This window comes from Actinoalloteichus fjordicus (assembly GCF_001941625.1).
GTDB classification, from domain to species: domain Bacteria; phylum Actinomycetota; class Actinomycetes; order Mycobacteriales; family Pseudonocardiaceae; genus Actinoalloteichus_A; species Actinoalloteichus_A fjordicus.
Genome location: NZ_CP016076.1, coordinates 6182774 through 6199739, shown reverse-complemented (window position 1 = coordinate 6199739; position 16966 = coordinate 6182774). Strand labels below are relative to the sequence as shown.

The following is a 16966-nucleotide window of genomic DNA, read 5'->3' as shown; positions in this document are numbered from 1 at the left end:
GATCATCCGAATGCTGCCGTGGACCGGCTGACGGTCAGGGACCGTGCGGGGAGAGCCTGCGGATCAGCGGCGAGGTGCGCTCGACGACCTTCGCGCGATGAATCGGGCCCGCGGCCGCAGCCGAGAGGCTCCCGTGTGCGGTGTCGCCTGCGGAGGCGGAGGCGGCGTCGGCGGCGACCGTCCGGTCTGCCTCGACAGGCGGAACGGTGGTGCCCCCGACCTCGGCGATGCCGGGCGCGCCGTGGTTCGGCTCGTTCGGTGCGCCCCGGCCGGTCGTCTCATTCCCGGCGGCGGCCGTCTCGCGGCCTGCGGCGCGGGCGAACGTGCGCGACAGCGGTCGCCGTCGTTTCCCGTGCGTGTCGCCGTCACCGATCAGATGTCGGTGGGCCAGCAGCCAGACCTTGCACGGCCAGCGCCGCCGTCGCCAGCCGGACGGGCAGGCGCGGCAGCGGCCGTCCTCGTCCGGCTGATGCACGGTCAGCAGCAGCCGCCAGCCGTCTGCCAGCCGTTGCAGCTCGGCGCGGGCCAGTGGCGCCAGGATGTCGACGTCCTCGCGTTCCGCAGCCTCGTCGAGCATCGTGAGCCGGGCGAGCACCGCATGCCTGAGTGCCTTCTCCGTGGCGCTCATGGGCGACGATTCCCGGCCGTCCTGGCCGCGCGGTCCAGTGTGCTGCGCAGCCGCCGCGTCTGGCGGGCGGACATCACCGCGCCTGCGCCGGGCGGCGAGATGACGGCGATCTCGGAGCCCTCGACCAGTACCGTGACCGAGCGGTCTCGGCCGAACGGGTCGTGGCAGGCGACCCACCAGGCTCGCCCCTCGTCCGTGGGGTCGGTCTCGGTCGAAGGATCACCGGGCCGACCCTGCGCCGCGCGCCCCTCCTCGGCCCGGTCGGCCGTGTCGAGTCGGCAGCCGCAGTCGGCGTCGGGTTCGGCGTCGGGTTCGGCAGGCAGTGCCGCCGCAGGCGCCGCACCGGTCGCGGGCGACTGATTCGGCAGCGGCGAGGGCGCCTGTCCCCCGGTTGAGTTATCCACCACATCCATCGTCGGGACATCGGCGATGACACCCGGTTACTTCACCCCTGTGCAGAAAAATTCACCCGTTTGCCCTACTGATTCTGGGCTGAACGGGGCTTTCTCGGCCGAGATCACGATTTCCGCCCGGTCCGGCTCGGCTTTCGGGCTTCGGTGGGCTTAGACTGGTGTCGGCGGCTCGCTCCCGGTGACCCCCAGGCTGGTTGAGCGGGCCGCCCCTACGCGTTCCTCATCTCATCATCCGACCGCCGTCGCGGCTTTCGTCCGCAGGCGTTCCTCGACACCGCGCCGCCTGGCGGCTGATCGCCGCCGGGCCACGCGACCGTCGCGCCACGCTGTCGGGCCCGGCTGGCCCCACTGGCCCGGCTGGTCGTCTCGAGCCCGACGACGGCGACTCAGGTCCTCGACGTGCCGAGGACCTCGACGAGGTCGGTGCGCTCCATCGAGTGCGCCTCGGCCACCGCTTCGTTGATCAACGCCCCCTCGTGCACGGTCAGGCCGCCCGCCAGGGCCTGATCCGCCGCGCAGGCCGCCCGCCAGCCCTGATCTGCCAGCTTCGTCACGAAGGGCAGCGTGACGTTGGTGAGGGCGTGGGTGGAGGTGTGGGGGACGGCGCCGGGCATGTTGGTGACGCAGTAGAAGAGGGAGTCGTGCACACGGAAGGTGGGGTCGTCGTGGGTCGTCGGGCGGGAGTCGGCAAAGCAGCCGCCCTGGTCGATCGAGATGTCGACGAGGACGGAGCCGGGCCGCATCCGGGCGACGAGGTCGTTGTCGACGAGCTTGGGGGCCTTGGCGCCGGGGACCAGGACGGCGCCGATCACCAGGTCCGCCTCGGTCACGGCCTGGGCGACCGTGTAGCTGTTGGCGGTGATGGTGCGCAGCCTGCCCCGGTAGTCGCGGTCGATCTCGCGTAGCCGGGCGACGTTGGTGTCCAGCAGTTCGACGTCGGCCTGCAGACCGACGGCGATGCTCGCCGCATTGAGACCCGCGACCCCGGCCCCGATCACGACGACCCGTGCGGGCGGCACCCCCGGCACGCCGCTGGGCAGGATGCCCCGTCCGCCCGCCGGGCGCAGGAGGGCGTTGATGCCCACCATCGGGGCCAGCCTGCCCGCCACCTCCGACATCGGTGCGAGCAGCGGCAGCGTGCGGTCCGCGCTCTGCACGGTCTCATACGCGATGCCGGTCACCCCGGAGGCGAGCACGGCCTCGGTGAGCGAGCGGCTCCCGGCGAGATGCAGGTACGTGAACAGCACCTGATCGCGGCGCAGCCTCGGGTACTCCTCCGGGAGCGGCTCCTTGACCTTCAACACGAGCTCGCCCTGCGCCCAGACCTCCGCCGCGGAGTCGACGATCTTCGCCCCCGCCGCCGAGTAGTCCGCGTCGGCGATGCCCGAGCCACTGCCCGCCTGGCTCTCGACGAGCACCTCATGGCCTCGACCGGTCAGCTCATGGACGCCTGCCGGGGTGAGGGCGACCCGGTACTCGTGGTTCTTGATCTCACGGGGAACGGCGATCTTCATGGTCGATTCCTTCCATTCCGTCTCAAGCGGTGCGGGTGGCGATCCTGCGGCGGTGGCCGCAGCGTGCGGCCACGATGCCGCCTCGCCTGCCTGCGTGTCATCGTTCCCGCAGCACGGATGATCAGCGAATCCTTAGTCCTGGGCGGACAAGGGGCCGGATCCAGGTCGACCCCAATGACGCACCGTGAGTTGCGTCACCAGTGCGAGTCGCACCTCGGGGTCAGTCAGATCGATGTCGGTCACACCGTGGAGTCGTTTGAGCCGATAGCGCAGGGTGTTGGGATGGATGCCGAGTTCGGCGCCCGCCTTTCTCGGGTCTCCCGGATGCCGCAGCCAGGCGTACAGGGTCGCCAGATGATGGGTGCCGTGCCGAGCGTCCTGCGCCGCCAGCTCGCGCAGCGGGCCCAGCTCGTCGAGATCGACCCTGGCCGCCGCCGAGGCGAGCCGGTGCAGGACGAGCGCGGACCAGGACTCCTCCCAGACGGCGACCACCCCCGGCAGCAGCCCGGCGCGCAACAGGCCCAGCAGCTCAGCTGCCTGTTCCCGCGACCGTGACAGCTCGCCCGCCTCGACGGCTGTTCCCACCGCCAGCGCCACCGGGTTCGCGGGCTCCAGCGGCGAGTCGCGCAGGGCATCATGCCCGCTGCCGCCCGCCCGCTGGGCGATCACCGCGTAGAGCACCCCGCCGAGTTCCGCGACCACCGGGGCCCGGCCGATCCCCCTGACGAGGTGCTGTCGCATGGCCAGCCGCGCACCTTCTGCCGCAGGCGACCCCGGGGCCGCTGGCGTCGCCTGCGGGCCTGCCGCGTCGATCGCGACGACTCGATGCCGTCCGGAGTCGCAGCCCAGCTCGGCGGCCGCCGCCCGCCAGCCCTCGCCGCCGTGCAGCAGCAGCCGCACCTGCTCGGTGTGTCGTGCCGAGTCGGCGTCGACCGTGGCGCGCCACCGCAGCAGCCGCAGCGCCACCACCGGACCCGCGTCCGCGAAGGCCAGTGCACGCTCGGCCGTCACCGGACCCGGCACGACCGCCCACATCGAGCCGAGCAGCTCGCCGCCCATCCGGATCGGCACGATCAACCGGGGCAGCGTGCCGTCGGGCTGCGCGGGCACGAAGACCGTGCTGCGACCTCGGCTGAGCTTGCGGAAGACTCCTCGAGATCGGAACCTGGCCAGGACGTCGTTGGGCACCCGCCTGCCCATGATGGTGGCCACCCGCGCCGGGTCTGTCCGATCCTGCCGCGCCGAGTACGCCACCACCCTGGACTGAGCGTCCTCGATCGTGACCGGCGCGTCGACGATCGCCGCCACGACGTCGGCCAGGGTGAAGAGGTCGCCCGCCGCGGCGCCGTGATCGCCTCGGGGCTCGGCGACCTCGGAGTCCGACAACGCCGCCGCGTCCAGGACGGTGCGCAGCAGCCAGGTCACCTGAGCCCAGGCCGCATCGGAGGACACCTCCACCAGCGCGGTGCCCAACCGCTCGGCCAGCGCGCGCAGTTCCGGGTCTGCCGCGAGCGGCGGCTTGAGCAGCACCCCGGCGGCATGGTGTTCCGCGCAGGCTCGGACCAGGGCCGAGGCCCCGGCCGCCGCCGTCACCGCGACGCCCAGCAACAGCTCGCCGGCTCCCGGACTCGGCGCGTCGCCGGGCTCGACGATGACCACGTCCGCGACCTGGCGGCCGAGGCCGGTCGCCGACCTGGACCGCAACAGCGTGGCGCCCATCCGGTCCACCACACCCGATACCGTGATCATCCGGCCTCCCGCTTCGCCGCCACCAGCCGCCACACCCCGGCGGTGGCCTCGCGTCGGCCCCCACCCGGTCGCCGAGGCACCGCCGCCGACGACTGCCCCGGACCGTGGTCGGGGCGAGTGGTTCCCGGCGGGTGCGCAGGCAGTAGGAAACCAGGCCTGCGGTCGCCTCGGGGCCGAACCGCGACGATTCACCCGGCGCGGACGCGGTCGAGGACCCGTTCCGGGCCGGGAACGGCGGATTCGACCCGTCTCGGCTCGGAGAACGGCGCCTGCCCCGGCGCGGTCCGCGCCCGCAGCCCGCTGGTCCACTGCGACGGCGGCGGTGCCGGACGCGCGACCTACCTGGCGAGCAGGTCGCGAAGGGCACGGACCACCTCGGCGGGGCCCTCCTCGGCCATGAAGTGCCCGCAGGACACCGTCTCGTGCGTCAGGTCCGAGGACCAGGCACGCCAGCGGCTCACGGCGTCGAAGCCGAGCGCCGCTCCCCAGTCCTGTTGCAGCACGGTGACGGGCATCCGCAGCTGGTTGCCTGCCTCGCGGTCGGCCTCGTCGTGCTCGACGTCGACGGTCGCCGAAGCCCGATAGTCGGCGACGATGGAGGGGATCGCCGCGCGGGCTGCCGCGAGGTAGGCGGCACGGACGTCGGCGGGGATCGCCGTCGGATCGGTGGCCCACTCGTCGAGGAAGTGTCCGAAGAAGGCGTCCGCCGCGCCGCTGATCATGGCCTCCGGCAGGCCCGGCGGCTGCGCCATCAGGTAGAGGTGAAAGCCGACCGAGGCGGAGGCGCCGTGCATGACGTCCCACATGTCCAGCGTCGGCAGGACGTCCAGCGAGGCAAGGTGCGTGATCTTGTCGGGGTGGTCCAGCCCGGCGCGGATGGCGACCAGCGCACCCCGATCATGACCCGCCAGTGCGAAACGGTCCTGCCCGAGCGCCTCGGCGAGCGCGACGACGTCGGCGGCCATCGTGCGCTTGGAGTAGGTCTGCCCGTCGGTGTCGACGGGCTTGTCGCTGTCGCCGTAGCCGCGCAGGTCGGGACAGATCACCAGGTGATCGGCGGCCAGGTCGGCGGCGACGTGCCGCCACATCAGGTGAGTCTGGGGGAAGCCGTGCAGGAGCACGACGGGGCGACCCGAACCGCCCACGGCGACGTTGAGCGTCACCCCGTCGGCGACGGCCACCTGCTGCCGGGTGAAACCGGTGATCTGCGGTGTCATGTCGAATCCCTTCTAACCTGTTCGCTCGTACGAAGGCACCCTCTCGGCCCTCGATCAGCGGCCGATCAGCCGCGATCAGTGCCGGATCAGCCGCCGACCCGGCCGCCCCGCCGAGGGGCGCCGGGGCGGCTAGGTTGGGCGGCGATGGTGACTTTCGGGGTGCTCGGCCCGTTGGAGGCCGCGAACCAGCAGGGGCCGGTCGACCTCCGTGGCCTGCGGCATCGCGCGGTGCTGGCCCGGCTGCTCGTCGCCAGAGGCCGGACGGTTCCGGTCACCTGGCTCATCGACGATCTCTGGACCGACCCGCCCGCCGGGGCGCTCGGTGCCGTCCAGACCTTCGTGGGAGCGCTGCGCAAGGCCCTGGAGCCCCAGCGCCCCGCTCGGACCCCGTCCCGGCTGCTGGTCACGTCGTCGCCCGGTTATGCGCTGCGGGCCGAGCCGTCGGCGGTGGACGCCTGGCGTTTCGAGCGCGCAGTCGTCGAGTCCGCCGCGCTCCTCGCCGACGGCCGGGCCGCCGCGGCCCGCGTACTGCTGAACGAGGCGCTCGGACTCTGGCGAGGGCCTGCCTACGCCGAGTTCGCCGAGCAGGACTGGGCGCGTGGCGAGGCGAGCAGGCTCGGGGAACTGCGCCTGCTGGCCGTGGTCCGCCGCGCCGAGGCGGCCGTCGCCTCGGGTCGGGCCGCCGAGGCGGTGCCCGATCTCGATGCGCACGTCGCGGAGCATCCGCTGCGGGAGGACGGCTGGCGACTGCTCGCGCTGGCGTTGTATCGAGCAGGGCGCCAGGGCGATGCGCTGGCCGCGCTGCGCCGGGCCAGGGAGACGCTGCGCTCCGAACTCGGCGTGGACCCCGGCGAGGACCTGCGACGGCTGGAGTCGGACATCCTCGCCCAGGCGCCGCACCTCGACGCTCGGCCTCACGGGGCGGCTCGTCCCGGTCCTCCGTCACACCCCCGCACCTCGGCCCCGGCGGCGCCGCCGACCGAGGAGACACCCGGCCCCGGCCTGGCGTCCGTCGGCGAGCCGCATCCGGCCGAGCCTCCGTTCGTCGGCAGGTCCGCCGAGCTGGCCGAGCTGATCGCGACCTCGGCGGCCGTCGCCGAGACCGGCCTGCCGCGCCTCGTGCTGCTGTCCGGAGAGGCGGGCGCGGGCAAGACCGTGCTGGCCCGGGTGCTGACCGCCCGGCTCGCCGCCCTCGGCTGGACCCACGCCTGGGGTGCCAGTCCGGAGCAGCGCGGCGCCCCGTCGGCCTGGCCGTGGACGCAGGTGCGCGCGGGCCTCGTCCAGGCAGGGCACGGGGCCGCGTTCGGCGACGGCCCGGTGGCCGAGGCGGGCTCCGCCGTCGCGGATGCCGCTGCCCGCGCACACGCCGCCACCGGCCACGCCGAGCAGGCAGAACCCGACCCCGACGTCCTCGGCCTCGCCATCGGGGACCCGCCCGCCGCCTGGCCGTCGCCCCCGTCCGCGGCCGACGATCCCGTCTCGGCCCGATTTCATCGCCATCGCGCGATCGCCGCCTCGACCAACCGCATCGCCGCGAACGGACCGGTCCTGCTGGTCTTCGACGACCTGCACTGGGCGGACGAGGAAACCCTCGCCCTGCTGACCTCCTTCGCGGCTGATCGCGACCTCGGCCCGGTGCTGATCCTCGGCACGTACCGGTCGACCGAGATCACCGGCGCCCTGACCGAGGCGCTGGGCCGCGCCGCCCGCAGCGAACCGATCCGGATCTACCTCGGCGGGCTGACCGAACCACAGGTACGCGAGCTGATCTCGGCGGTCACCAGCCGCGAGCCGTCCGCCCGCGACGCGCAGCTGATTCATCGCCGCAGCTCCGGCAACCCGTTCTTCGTGCGCGAACTGATCCGCCTCTGGGAGGGCGACACCGGTGCGCAGGCAGGAGTCGGCGCGGACCCGAGAGATCGGGCGGCGCTCGCGGTGCCCGCAGGAGTGCGGGACGTCATCCGCCACCGGCTCACCAGACTTCCCGAGCAGGCGCGGACCCCGCTGCGGCAGGCCGCGATCATCGGGCTCGAGGTCGAACTCGACGTGCTGACCTCTCTCGTCGGGGACGAGCAGCTGGTCCTGGACTCGGTCGAGTCGGCGCTGCTGGCGGGCTTCCTCGTCGAGCTGGACGCCGACCGGGTGTGGTTCGCCCACGCGCTGGTCCGCGAGGCGCTCTACGAGGACGTTCCTCGTGCGCGCCGGGCAGCCTGGCATGCGGCCGTCGCCGAGATCATCGAGGCGACCCGCCCCGGCGCCGTGGAGACGATCGCCTATCACCTCCTGCGAGCGGGCGGCCGGGTGCCCGCAGCCCGGACGGCGCGGTACACCCGCGCCTCGGCGCTCCGGGCGGAGCAGCGTCTCGTGCCGCACGAGGCGGCCCGGTGGTGGCAGGAGACGGTCACCGCCCTGGACCGCGCGGACGGCGACCCCCGCGATCGACTCACGGCCGTCATGGGCCTCGTCAAGGCGATGGCGGTGACCGGCGACCTGGGGTCCTCCCGCAGGCACCGTGCCGAGGCGATCGACGTGGCGGAGCGCCTCGGCGATCCGCTGCTGACCGCAGAGGTGATCGGCTCCTTCGACGTGCCCGCGATCTGGACGGCCAACGACGACCCCGCGTTGTCGGCGTCGGTCACGGCCGCCGCCGAACGCACGCTGCCGGTCCTGCCCGCAGACCGGGTCGTCGAGCGGGCTCGCCTTCTGATCACCATCGCGATGGAGCGTCGCGCCGACGCCGGCCCACGCGGAGAGGAGGCGGCGCGGGAGGCCGAGACCATCGCCCGCCGTGTCGGCGATCCCGCTCTGCTCGCCTACGCCCTCAACGGCCGTTTCATGCAGGCCTTCCGCCGAGCGGGCCTGGCTCCGCAGCGCGCCGCGATGGGCGAGGAGCTGCTCGCGCTCGCGGCGAGCCACGACGGACTGGTGACCTTCGCGGTGCTCGGACACCTGATCCTCATCCAGGCCCGTGCCGCCCTCGCCGACCTCGACGCCGCCGACCGACACGCCGCCGAGGTCGATCGGCTCGCCGAGCGCTACGAACTCCCGCTCGTCGGCGTGTTCACCGAGTGGTACGCCGCCCTCCGGCTCGCGGTGACCGGCGAAGCGGCGGAGGCCGGGGCCGCCTACCGTGCCGCCGCCGCCCGGCTGACCGGCAGCGGGATGTCGGGCCTGGAAGACGGCCTGCTCCCGTTCGCCCTGCTCAGTCTCAGCGCCCCGGCCGTGCCGTCGGACCTCGCCGACGTCGACTGGGGCCCCTACGCGGGCTGGGCCCGCCCGCTGACCGCGTCCACCGACGGAACGCGGGGCGGTGCCGAGGGCTCTCGGACGCTCGACGTCGCAGGCAGGGTGCCGGACTCCCCACCCGATCTGCTGTTCGAGGCGCGTACCTGCCTGCACGCCATGATCGCGATCAGGGCAGCCGACCGGCCGACGATGGCACGGCTCTATGAACGACTGCTCCCGGCTGCAGGAGAACTCGCGGGGGCAGGCAGCGGGCTGCTCACCCTCGGCCCCACCGCACAACACCTCGGTCACCTCGCCGCCGCCCTGGGACAGGTCGAACGGGCAGCAGACCACTACCGACAGGCACACACGATCGCGACCCGCGCCCGATCACCGCGCTTCACCGCCGCCGCCCTCGCCGCGCTGAACCGCCTGAGAGCCTGTCCTTGATCCTCCTGGAGTCGTGAGCGGAGATCAGCGTGGCTGAGCTGCCAGGCGGAGGAAGGAGGCATAACGAAAGTGATGTTGACTGACGACAACGCCGCAGATCGCCGCTGCCTGCCCCGCGCAACAGGAAAGTGGGGATCGAAGACAGGCTCTGAGCGTCGGGACCTGAGCACGGGCCGACTCGGGCAGCGGCAGGCGGCGCCCAGCGCGCGACGTCGGCACCGCCTCGTGCGTGCTGCGCCGCTGCCGGGTCTGCGGTTGTCTCGTGATGCGGGTGTTCGGCCGGTGTGGACTCGCGGGTGGCGGCCGGCCGCATGATGCCGTCTCCCGCCGCCTGCGAATCCGGTGTGCCGTGCCCACGTCGTTCGCGGCGCGTCACCAGACCTCGTGCCCGGTCCGCCACCGCCTGCGGAGGCCACCGTCTGCGGAGGCCACCGTCTGCCCGGCGCGCGGCCGGTGCCTTCCGGCGCCGAGCCGACGGTTCGACCGGCGCCGGAAGCCCGCCGTCGCCGCTACGACTCCGCAGACCGCTCGATGGCGTCCTCGCGTCTCGAGGCCGCGCGTCGCCCTACCCGAGGGGAGATCAGATCAGGATGATCCAGCCCGCCCCGAGCAGCCCGAGTAGCACCGTCGCGAGCGTGAACAGCAGGGGGAGCCTGCCGCTGGGCAGCGGCTCGGCACGGTGCAGCCGCTCCGTCGTCCGGCGATAACGCCGCAGCGTCAGCACCAGGAGTGCGCCCACGCCTGCCGCGCACAGCGCCGCCAGCATCGACGCGGCAGGCACGCCGACGCCCGCCACCAGCCGGACCAGCGCGAGCGCCAGGATCACGAAGGCCAGTGCGGTCCGGCGCCAGGACAATGCCGTCCGCTCGGCCTGTGCGAGATCCCACACCTCGTCTCGAGGACGTGCGGTCATCGGTTCGCGACCAGCACGACGACGATGAACACGCCGAACACCAGCGTCACGCCCACCAACAGCACGCCCGCGGACAGGGCGGGCAGCGGCGCGCCCGTGCGCAGCGCCCGCTCGGCCGACATCCATCGGAGCAGTCCGAACACGCTCATCGCCATTCCGGTCAGCACGAGCCCGACGGCCAGCACCAGGTACGACGTCTGCTCCGGTGCGAGGACGTCCAGCCCGACACCGCCCGCCGTCAACGCCATCGCGGTCCGCAGCCAGGCGAGGAAGGTGCGCTCGTTGGCCAGGCTGAACCGGGGATCTGGCTCCGCGCCGACCCCGTACACCCGGCGGGGCCAACGCTGCCGCTGTCGTCCCATGCAGGTCACGGTAACGCCGCCTGCCCACTGCGCCCGCCTCGGACCGGGGCCTGCCGTGACGGCGGAGCCTGGTCGACTAGCGTGGCGGCAGTGAGTCACGAGGTGAGCGGGCCGGAGCGCGCCGTCAGCGTCTGGAGTCCGTCGCTCGTCTGGCTGCTGGCGGGCACGCTGGCGGTCTTCCCGAGTTTCTTCCTGCTGCTGTCGGTCGTCCCGCAGTACGCGACCGAGGGCGGCGCGGGTCCGTTCGGCGCGGGCGCGGGAACCGGTGTGTTCATGCTCGCCACCGTCGTTCTCCAGCTCTTCATGCCTCGGATGCTGGCTCGCTTCGGCTACCGGCGGATGCTCGCGGCGGGGGCGGTGCTGCTCGGCGCCCCGACGGCGCTGCTCGTGCTGTCCGCCGAGCTCGGCGTCATCCTGCTGGTCTCTGCGGTTCGCGGACTCGGGTTCGGAATCGTCACCGTGGCCTTCTCGGCGCTGGTCGCCGAACTGGTGCCGCCGTCGCGGCGGGGGCAGGGTGCCGGCCTGTACGGCGGTGCCGTGGGCATCGCAGGCGTCGCAGGGCTGCCGCTGGGCGTATTGCTGGCGGATCAGGCGGGCTATGCCTCGGTGTTCCTGCTGGCAGCCGTGCTGCCCTTGCTGTCTCTGGCGGCCCTGCCCGCGATGCGAGCGCCCGCACCCGCCGTCGACACCCGCCGACGCGGCGTGCTGCGCGGCCTGCTCGACGGCGATCTGCGTCGACCCTTCCAGCTGCTGCTCGCGTTCTCACTGGCCTCGGGCGCCGTGGTCACCTTCGTGCCGCTCGCTGCGGCCGACGTCGCCGGACTGGCCTCGCTGGCCCTGCTCGTCCAGCAGGTGTGTGCCGCAGGCTCGCGCTGGGTGGCCGGACTCGCCGGGGACCGATTCGGCAACGGACGCCTGCTCCTGCCTGCCGTGCTCGCCGGGGTGGCAGGGCTGGCCGTGACGGCGTGGACGGGCGGTCCGCTGCTGCTCATCGGCATGGTGCTCTTCGGTCTCGGGTTCGGGGTGGCGCAGAACGCGACGCTGGTGGTCATGTTCCACCGCGTCGACCGGCAGGAGTTCGGCTCGGTGAGCACGCAGTGGAACATCGCCTTCGACGCGGGAACCGGCCTCGGTGCCGCGATGATCGGGATCGTCGTGCAGTACGCGGGCTTCGCGGCGGGCTTCGCCGTGGCTGCGGCGCTGCTGCTGGCCACCGTCGGCGGCGCGATCCACGACCGCGCGGCGCGGTGAGCGGCCGCGGGTGACCGTTGCTGCGGCGACGCCTGCACGATGACGCCCGCCCGCACTCCGCTGAGCAGCTTCTCCCGGCCGGTACGGCCGTCGCCGGTGCAGGCTCGAGACGCCCGAGACCCGTGCCGGAACGCCGTCGGGCGGCCCCCGATAGGAGGCCGCCCGACAGCGGGTTCCACGTCGTCGCGTCAGAAGGCGAAGATCTCGCCGGTCTCGGCGGCGAGGACGCACTTGTTCGAGTACGTGCGCTCGATCGCGACCGGCTTGCCCTCGACGGTCCCCGTCGCGGTCACGGTGTGCGGCTGGTAGATCATCGTGCAGATCTCCTGGTTCGCGATGCCCTCGAACCGGTCTCCCACCAGCTTCAGATCGCTGCACGCCGTGGCGGGGTCGGGGTGGTTGCCGCCGTCCGGGTCGCAGGTGAGCACCGCGCTGCGGCGTCCGGTGGCGTCCTGATCGGCGGCGAGCGGGTCCTGGCTGATCGTCAGTGTCAGGGTGGTGGGAATCTGCGCGTCGGTCGTGTCCGCCGCCGGGGCGCCTCCGCTCGGGTCGGTGGCGCCGGTCAGCACGGAAGCGGCGGCGAACATCGCGCTCGCGACGAGGTGATGCCAAGACATGGTTGAGATCCTCCTGGGAACAGATCATGCCGACGGGGTAGGAAGGGTCTACCCGGTTGATCGCAGCAGTCGCCAGGAGCGCGACAATTATTGCCTTATCGGGTATCACTCGATAGTGAATCACCACTCAGCGTGCCGAGAATGGCCCGTGATCTCCCTGAGATTTCTGAATGGTGATCACTCGAAGTGGTGATCTGTCACGAGGAAATGATGCAGGAGAGCAGGTCGATCAGAGCGCGGTCGTCTCCGCGCTGAGCCAGTCGAGATAATCCTCGTCACCGCCGATGATCGGCGTCGCGATGATCTCGGGCACCTTGTAGTCATGCTGCGCGCGAATATGCGCCGTCACCGCGTCCAGGCGGGCCGTGGTCGTCTTGATGACGCACTGCCATTCCTCGTCGAAGGAGACCTGGTTGTTCCAGCGGTAGACGCTGCGGACCGGGCCGACGATCTGGACGCAGCCCGCGAGCCTCGCCTCGATGATCCCGGCCGCGAGGCGATCGGCTTTCTCCTGGCTGTCGATGGTCGTCACGACCTGGCAGTACACCGACGTCTCCGCGTCGTCCGGCGCCTGAGCGGGCCGGGTGTCAGGGGAGACCGTGGCCGAGGGGGAGGCAGGCTCGGGTATCGACATCGGGCTCAACTCGCTTCCGGGTTCGCGGTTCGCCAGGGCCCCTCTTCCTACCAAGCGAACGCCGCCACCGACAGCGCGAGACAGCGATAGGGCGCCGGATCGAGTCGATCCAGCGCCCTACCGGGTGGTTCGTCGTGCGAGCTGGCAGCGACGCGGACGGCGTCATCAGCTCTCGGGGCCTGTCTGTGAATCCCTGCTGTCGGAGTTGCGCGGGCAGGCGTGGCGAGCTGCGGCGTCGTCGGCCTGGCAGCTCGTCCACGCTGCTCCCCGCTCACGAGGGATCGGGACCAGAGACGGGCTCTCAGCGACCGGCGTGCGGCGCACCCTTGCCCGCGTGGCCGTGGTGGCCGTGGTGGTGCTTCTTGCCGTGGTCGTCGACGAGCACGGTCGTGTTGCCGATGTCGTCGGTCTGCGGCGCGTTGGTGCAGTCGTTGATCTGGGGCGAGAGCACCGGGATGATGACGCCGATGACGGCGGCGACGTTGTTGCCGCAGAGCGACACCGGAACGGCGCTGATCTGGTTGTCGTTGATCGCATTGACGCCGTCGCTGTCGACGGTGTCGGCGAACGCGGCCCCGCTGCCGAGCGACAGGACACCGAGGGCGGCGCCAGCCGCTGCGCTGACGATCCGTGCGGAAGTACGCATGGTGTGCACCTTTCGAAAACCAGAGGGTGAAGGGCGGTCGGCGCACGCGGCTGGATGCACGCGGTGCCGGTGTCCGGAGTTGGTCACGTGAAGATGTGCTGGTCAGGGGCTACCTGGCCGAGCGGGAGTGCGTCGAGAAAGCGACGCACTCCCGCCAATTCATCGAGACGACACTCAGTCCTTGAGGACGAGCTTGTTGAAGAGGTCGTCGGTCTGCGGCGCGTTGGTGCAGTCGCTGATCTGGGGCGAGAGCACCGGGACGATGACGCCGATGACGGCGGCGACGTTGTTGCCACAGGCCTGGATCGGCACGGCGCTGATCTGGTTGTCGTTGACCGCGTTGACGCCGTCGCTGTCGACGGTGTCGGCGAACGCGGGCGCACCCAGCATCATCGCGCCGAGGGTGGCGCCTGCGGCGGCGGTCAGGACGCGTGCGGAGGTACGCATAGGTGACACCTTTCTAAGGCGGTGAGGGGGAGGTGGTCCGCAGCCCGGCAGTGATTGGCCGCCCGGCTGCGGACCGGTGGTGTGACTGGTGAGCGTCAGACGGCGAGTCGAGTGCTTCTCAGCCGTCGCCACTCGGTGGAGCGGTTGTCTCAGATTGTGATCGGTGCGGAGTCGGGGTCAGCCGAGATCGGCGAGCCGCCCGCCCACACCGCAAGGTGATGCCTGCGACTCTCAGTCGACGATGAAGGTCTCGTTGAAGAGGTCGTCGATCTGCGGCGCGTTGGTGCAGTCGTTGATCTGGGGCGAGAGCACCGGGATGATGACGCCGATGACGGCGGCGACGTTGTTGCCGCAGAGCTGCACCGGAACGGCGCTGATCTGGTTGTCGTTGATCGCGTTGACGCCGTCGTTGTCGATCGAGTCGGCGAACGCGGGACCACCGAAGGCCAGCGCGCCCAGTGCGGCTGCGGCGGTGGCGCCTGCGAGGCGGGTAGAGGTACGCACGGTGTGTGCCTTCCGTCGTTGCATCTTTGACAAGAAACACTTTCCGAGAGCGATGTCCGGCGGTAAGTGCAATGAGCATTCTGCCCCATCAACCTCCCGATATTGACCGTCTGCGGGCCTGTAAGCCCATTTACACCTCATAGAGTGAATCAGCTTTGAATCGCTTTGCGGTCGGCCAGTCCCCTGGCTATGGGGACGGGTCGTGGTGGATCAGCCGGAAAAGGAAAAGGGAAACCAAGGCAGGGGTACACCGAAATGGTGTACCCCTGCCTTGGTGATATGAGGATGTGTGCCCCGCAGCCCGCCGTATTCGAGTGAACCGGCGGCGTGCGGGTCGTGATGAGCCGACGATACCCGGACCGAGATCGATCAGATGGGCAGCGTGCCGGTGATCGTCTGGGTGAGTCCGCCGAGCGGGGCGGCGGCCGCCGGGGCCTTGGGCGCAGGTGCGGGCAGGGGCTGCACCTGGGGCTCCTGGGGCTCCTGGGTCTTGGCGGGCAGCGTCAGCTCGCCACCGAACAGCTCGCCCAGCCCGGTGCCGCGCAGCGCGTTGATCTCGGGCTCCTTGTTCTTGTCGCGGACGTGGTGCACGACGGTGGGCTCCGGGGCGGCAGCCGGTGCCGCCTGGTTCTGCTGCGGGGCGTTCATGTCGCCCACCAGACCGCCGATCGGGTTCGTGCTGACGAGCGTGCCTGCCTGCTCCAGCGCGCCGGTGAGCGGAAGGGCGCGCGCCTCGTCTGCGACACCGCGCACCGCGTCGGTGACCGGCCGGTCGGCAGGCGCGGGCAGCGTGGTCGGGCCCTGCTCGCCCGCCAGTCCGCCGAGCAGGGCGGTCGGGTCCAGCTTCGCCTCGGTGAGGGTCTCGTTCACCGACAGCGCACGGGCGCTGTCGGTGACGCCCTGGACCGCGTCGGCGACCGGCCCGCCTGCGGGCGCGGGCGGCGCGGGTGCGGGTGCGGGCGCGAGTCCACCGAGCAGGCCCGCCGGATCGATGCCTGCCTGCCCGAGCAGGTCGCTCACCGGGTCGGCGGCCTGCGGACTGCGCGCGGGTTCCGCTGCGGGCGCGGCGGGGGGCTGCTCCGCGAGGGCAGGCGCGAGGAGCTTGTCAGTGAGGGCGCCGACCGGGGTCGCGATGCCGAGGTTGCCGAGGCCGCCGGTCTGCTCGCGCGGGGCACCGTCCGCCGGGGCGGCAGGCGCCGGGGGCTGCGCGGTCAGGCCGCCGAGGGGGTTGTCGCTCCCCAGCTGCAGATCGCTGGTCAGCGCGCCGACCTTGTCGGTGACCTCGCCGAGCGGGTCTGCCTGCCGGGCCGAGCCGAGGTCGGAGGTGACCTGGGTGAGCGTCTGGTCGGCCATCGGCCCCACGAGCGGCAGCTCGGACGTCTTCGGCAGCGTCGGCGCCGAGTTGATCGGCGTCTGGCTCACCGCGCCGGTGACCGGCCTGGTGATCCCGTTCGGGTCGACCGGCTGCCCGATGGTGTAGCCGCGAACGGCGTTGATCTCCAGGGCGGTGTCCGCCGCGGAGAAGCCCGAGTGGTTCTCGGGGCGCTCCCAGACCCTGGTCTGCAGCAGCGATCCCGAGGTGTTCTCGTCCAGCACGCCGGTGTTGTTCGGGGCGACGTCCAGCGAGATGTCCGGGCGGGTGGTCTGGAGGGCGGTGATCTCGTCCACCTCGTGACCCAGCGCGCTGCTGAGTCGGTTGACGCGATGGACGTCCAGGAGCGGGCCGGGCGTGACGAACTGGTCCGCCAGGGCCAGCGCGGTTCCCTCCAGGGTGTAGGCGGGCTGCACCAGCACGTTGCGGACGCCCACCTTGGCGGTGACGTCCGCGCAGGGCACGATCTCGCTGCCCGTGTGCTGGTAGGCGAACGCCTGGCAGCTGTGCAGGGGCAGCTCGGCGCCGATGTCCTTGGGCACGTCCGGCATGGCGGTTCGGCTGTCGGACTCCGTGGCCATGGCGGCGCCCGCGCCCATCGCGGCGAAGCCTGCGGCCATCACTGCGGCTTGCAGCGTGCGCGAGGTCTTGGAAGGCAAGGTGACTGTCTCCTTGATGTCGTGCGGGAGTCGTGCGGTCTGCCGGATCGCGTCGGCCGACGACTCAGACGGGGATGCGGGCTCCTGGAGTCCGCATGGAGTTGGCAGTCGCCGGTGCCGGGCGGGGAGGAGTCGGCCTGGCCTGCGAGGCAGCCGCAGTCCCGCCACCGGGCACCACACGTTCTCGGGGCATGATCGACCCGGCGGGGATCAAATCGGCAGTCCTGTTCGGCAAGTCCACCCGGAAGGGTTGCGTCTTTGGCTCGATCCGGTGATCTTCGCGAGGGTGTTCGACGGGTGAGGAATCCTGGCCGCCGCGTGCGGATTCGGGGTGCGGGGACGCTGGCGATCAACCGGCGGGGTGC

The 16966-nt window shown here is 72.0% G+C and carries 15 protein-coding genes; 2 read left to right on the top strand and 13 right to left on the bottom strand.

What is annotated here, in order from left to right; all coding sequences use genetic code 11:
- Window positions 1–34: 34 nt before the first annotated feature.
- From UA74_RS33145 to UA74_RS26430, 5 genes are all read right to left on the bottom strand, one after another.
- Complete coding sequence (locus UA74_RS33145) at window positions 35–628, bottom strand: hypothetical protein (RefSeq protein ID WP_075742639.1); 594 nt, start codon at window positions 626–628, stop codon at window positions 35–37.
- Entirely contained in the window at window positions 625–1032 is a 408-nt protein-coding gene (locus tag UA74_RS26445) for a hypothetical protein (RefSeq protein WP_157434461.1), read from the bottom strand. The genes UA74_RS33145 and UA74_RS26445 overlap by 4 nt, the downstream gene beginning before the upstream one ends.
- Window positions 1033–1427: 395 nt before the next feature.
- Window positions 1428–2555, bottom strand: coding sequence for an alanine dehydrogenase (gene ald / locus UA74_RS26440; protein ID WP_075742638.1), 1128 nt, complete (start codon window positions 2553–2555; stop codon window positions 1428–1430).
- Between the two features lie 132 nt (window positions 2556–2687).
- Window positions 2688–4304 (bottom strand): helix-turn-helix domain-containing protein, encoded by a 1617-nt coding sequence (locus UA74_RS26435; RefSeq protein ID WP_075765668.1) that lies wholly within the window; start codon window positions 4302–4304, stop codon window positions 2688–2690.
- A 338-nt stretch (window positions 4305–4642) separates the two neighbouring features.
- Window positions 4643–5521, bottom strand: a complete 879-nt coding sequence (locus UA74_RS26430; protein WP_075742636.1) for an alpha/beta fold hydrolase — start codon at window positions 5519–5521, stop codon at window positions 4643–4645.
- A 144-nt stretch (window positions 5522–5665) separates the two neighbouring features.
- Between UA74_RS26430 and UA74_RS26425 the strand changes: the two genes are divergently transcribed.
- Window positions 5666–9196, top strand: a complete 3531-nt coding sequence (locus UA74_RS26425) for a BTAD domain-containing putative transcriptional regulator (protein ID WP_075765667.1) — start codon at window positions 5666–5668, stop codon at window positions 9194–9196.
- Between the two features lie 580 nt (window positions 9197–9776).
- Here UA74_RS26425 and UA74_RS26420 read toward each other — a convergent pair.
- Both UA74_RS26420 and UA74_RS33140 read right to left on the bottom strand, forming a co-directional pair.
- Complete coding sequence (locus UA74_RS26420; protein WP_075742634.1) at window positions 9777–10109, bottom strand: YidH family protein; 333 nt, start codon at window positions 10107–10109, stop codon at window positions 9777–9779.
- Window positions 10106–10471: a YidH family protein gene (locus UA74_RS33140; RefSeq protein ID WP_075742633.1), complete on the bottom strand. Its 366-nt coding sequence runs from the start codon at window positions 10469–10471 to the stop codon at window positions 10106–10108. The genes UA74_RS26420 and UA74_RS33140 overlap by 4 nt, the downstream gene beginning before the upstream one ends.
- Window positions 10472–10561: 90 nt before the next feature.
- On the opposite strand from UA74_RS33140, the gene UA74_RS26410 reads away from it, so the two are divergent.
- Window positions 10562–11722, top strand: a complete 1161-nt coding sequence (locus UA74_RS26410) for an MFS transporter (RefSeq protein WP_198042862.1) — start codon at window positions 10562–10564, stop codon at window positions 11720–11722.
- A 188-nt stretch (window positions 11723–11910) separates the two neighbouring features.
- Here the strand turns inward: UA74_RS26410 and UA74_RS26405 are convergent, their stop codons facing one another.
- The 6 genes from UA74_RS26405 to UA74_RS26380 form a co-directional block, all read right to left on the bottom strand.
- Complete coding sequence (locus tag UA74_RS26405) at window positions 11911–12339, bottom strand: SSI family serine proteinase inhibitor (RefSeq protein WP_083683663.1); 429 nt, start codon at window positions 12337–12339, stop codon at window positions 11911–11913.
- A gap of 229 nt (window positions 12340–12568) precedes the next feature.
- A complete protein-coding gene (cutA, locus tag UA74_RS26400; protein ID WP_083683662.1) occupies window positions 12569–12973 on the bottom strand; it encodes a divalent-cation tolerance protein CutA in 405 nt (134 codons plus the stop codon).
- Between the two features lie 301 nt (window positions 12974–13274).
- On the bottom strand, window positions 13275–13706 hold the full coding sequence (locus tag UA74_RS33845) for a hypothetical protein (protein WP_232237472.1): 432 nt from the start codon (window positions 13704–13706) through the stop codon (window positions 13275–13277).
- Between the two features lie 87 nt (window positions 13707–13793).
- Window positions 13794–14066 carry a hypothetical protein gene (locus tag UA74_RS26390; RefSeq protein WP_232237470.1) on the bottom strand — a complete coding sequence of 91 codons (273 nt, stop codon included), beginning with the start codon at window positions 14064–14066 and terminating at the stop codon, window positions 13794–13796.
- Between the two features lie 231 nt (window positions 14067–14297).
- Window positions 14298–14594 carry a hypothetical protein gene (locus UA74_RS26385; RefSeq protein ID WP_232237469.1) on the bottom strand — a complete coding sequence of 99 codons (297 nt, stop codon included), beginning with the start codon at window positions 14592–14594 and terminating at the stop codon, window positions 14298–14300.
- Between the two features lie 345 nt (window positions 14595–14939).
- Complete coding sequence (locus UA74_RS26380; RefSeq protein ID WP_157434460.1) at window positions 14940–16601, bottom strand: hypothetical protein; 1662 nt, start codon at window positions 16599–16601, stop codon at window positions 14940–14942.
- Window positions 16602–16966: the final 365 nt, after the last annotated feature.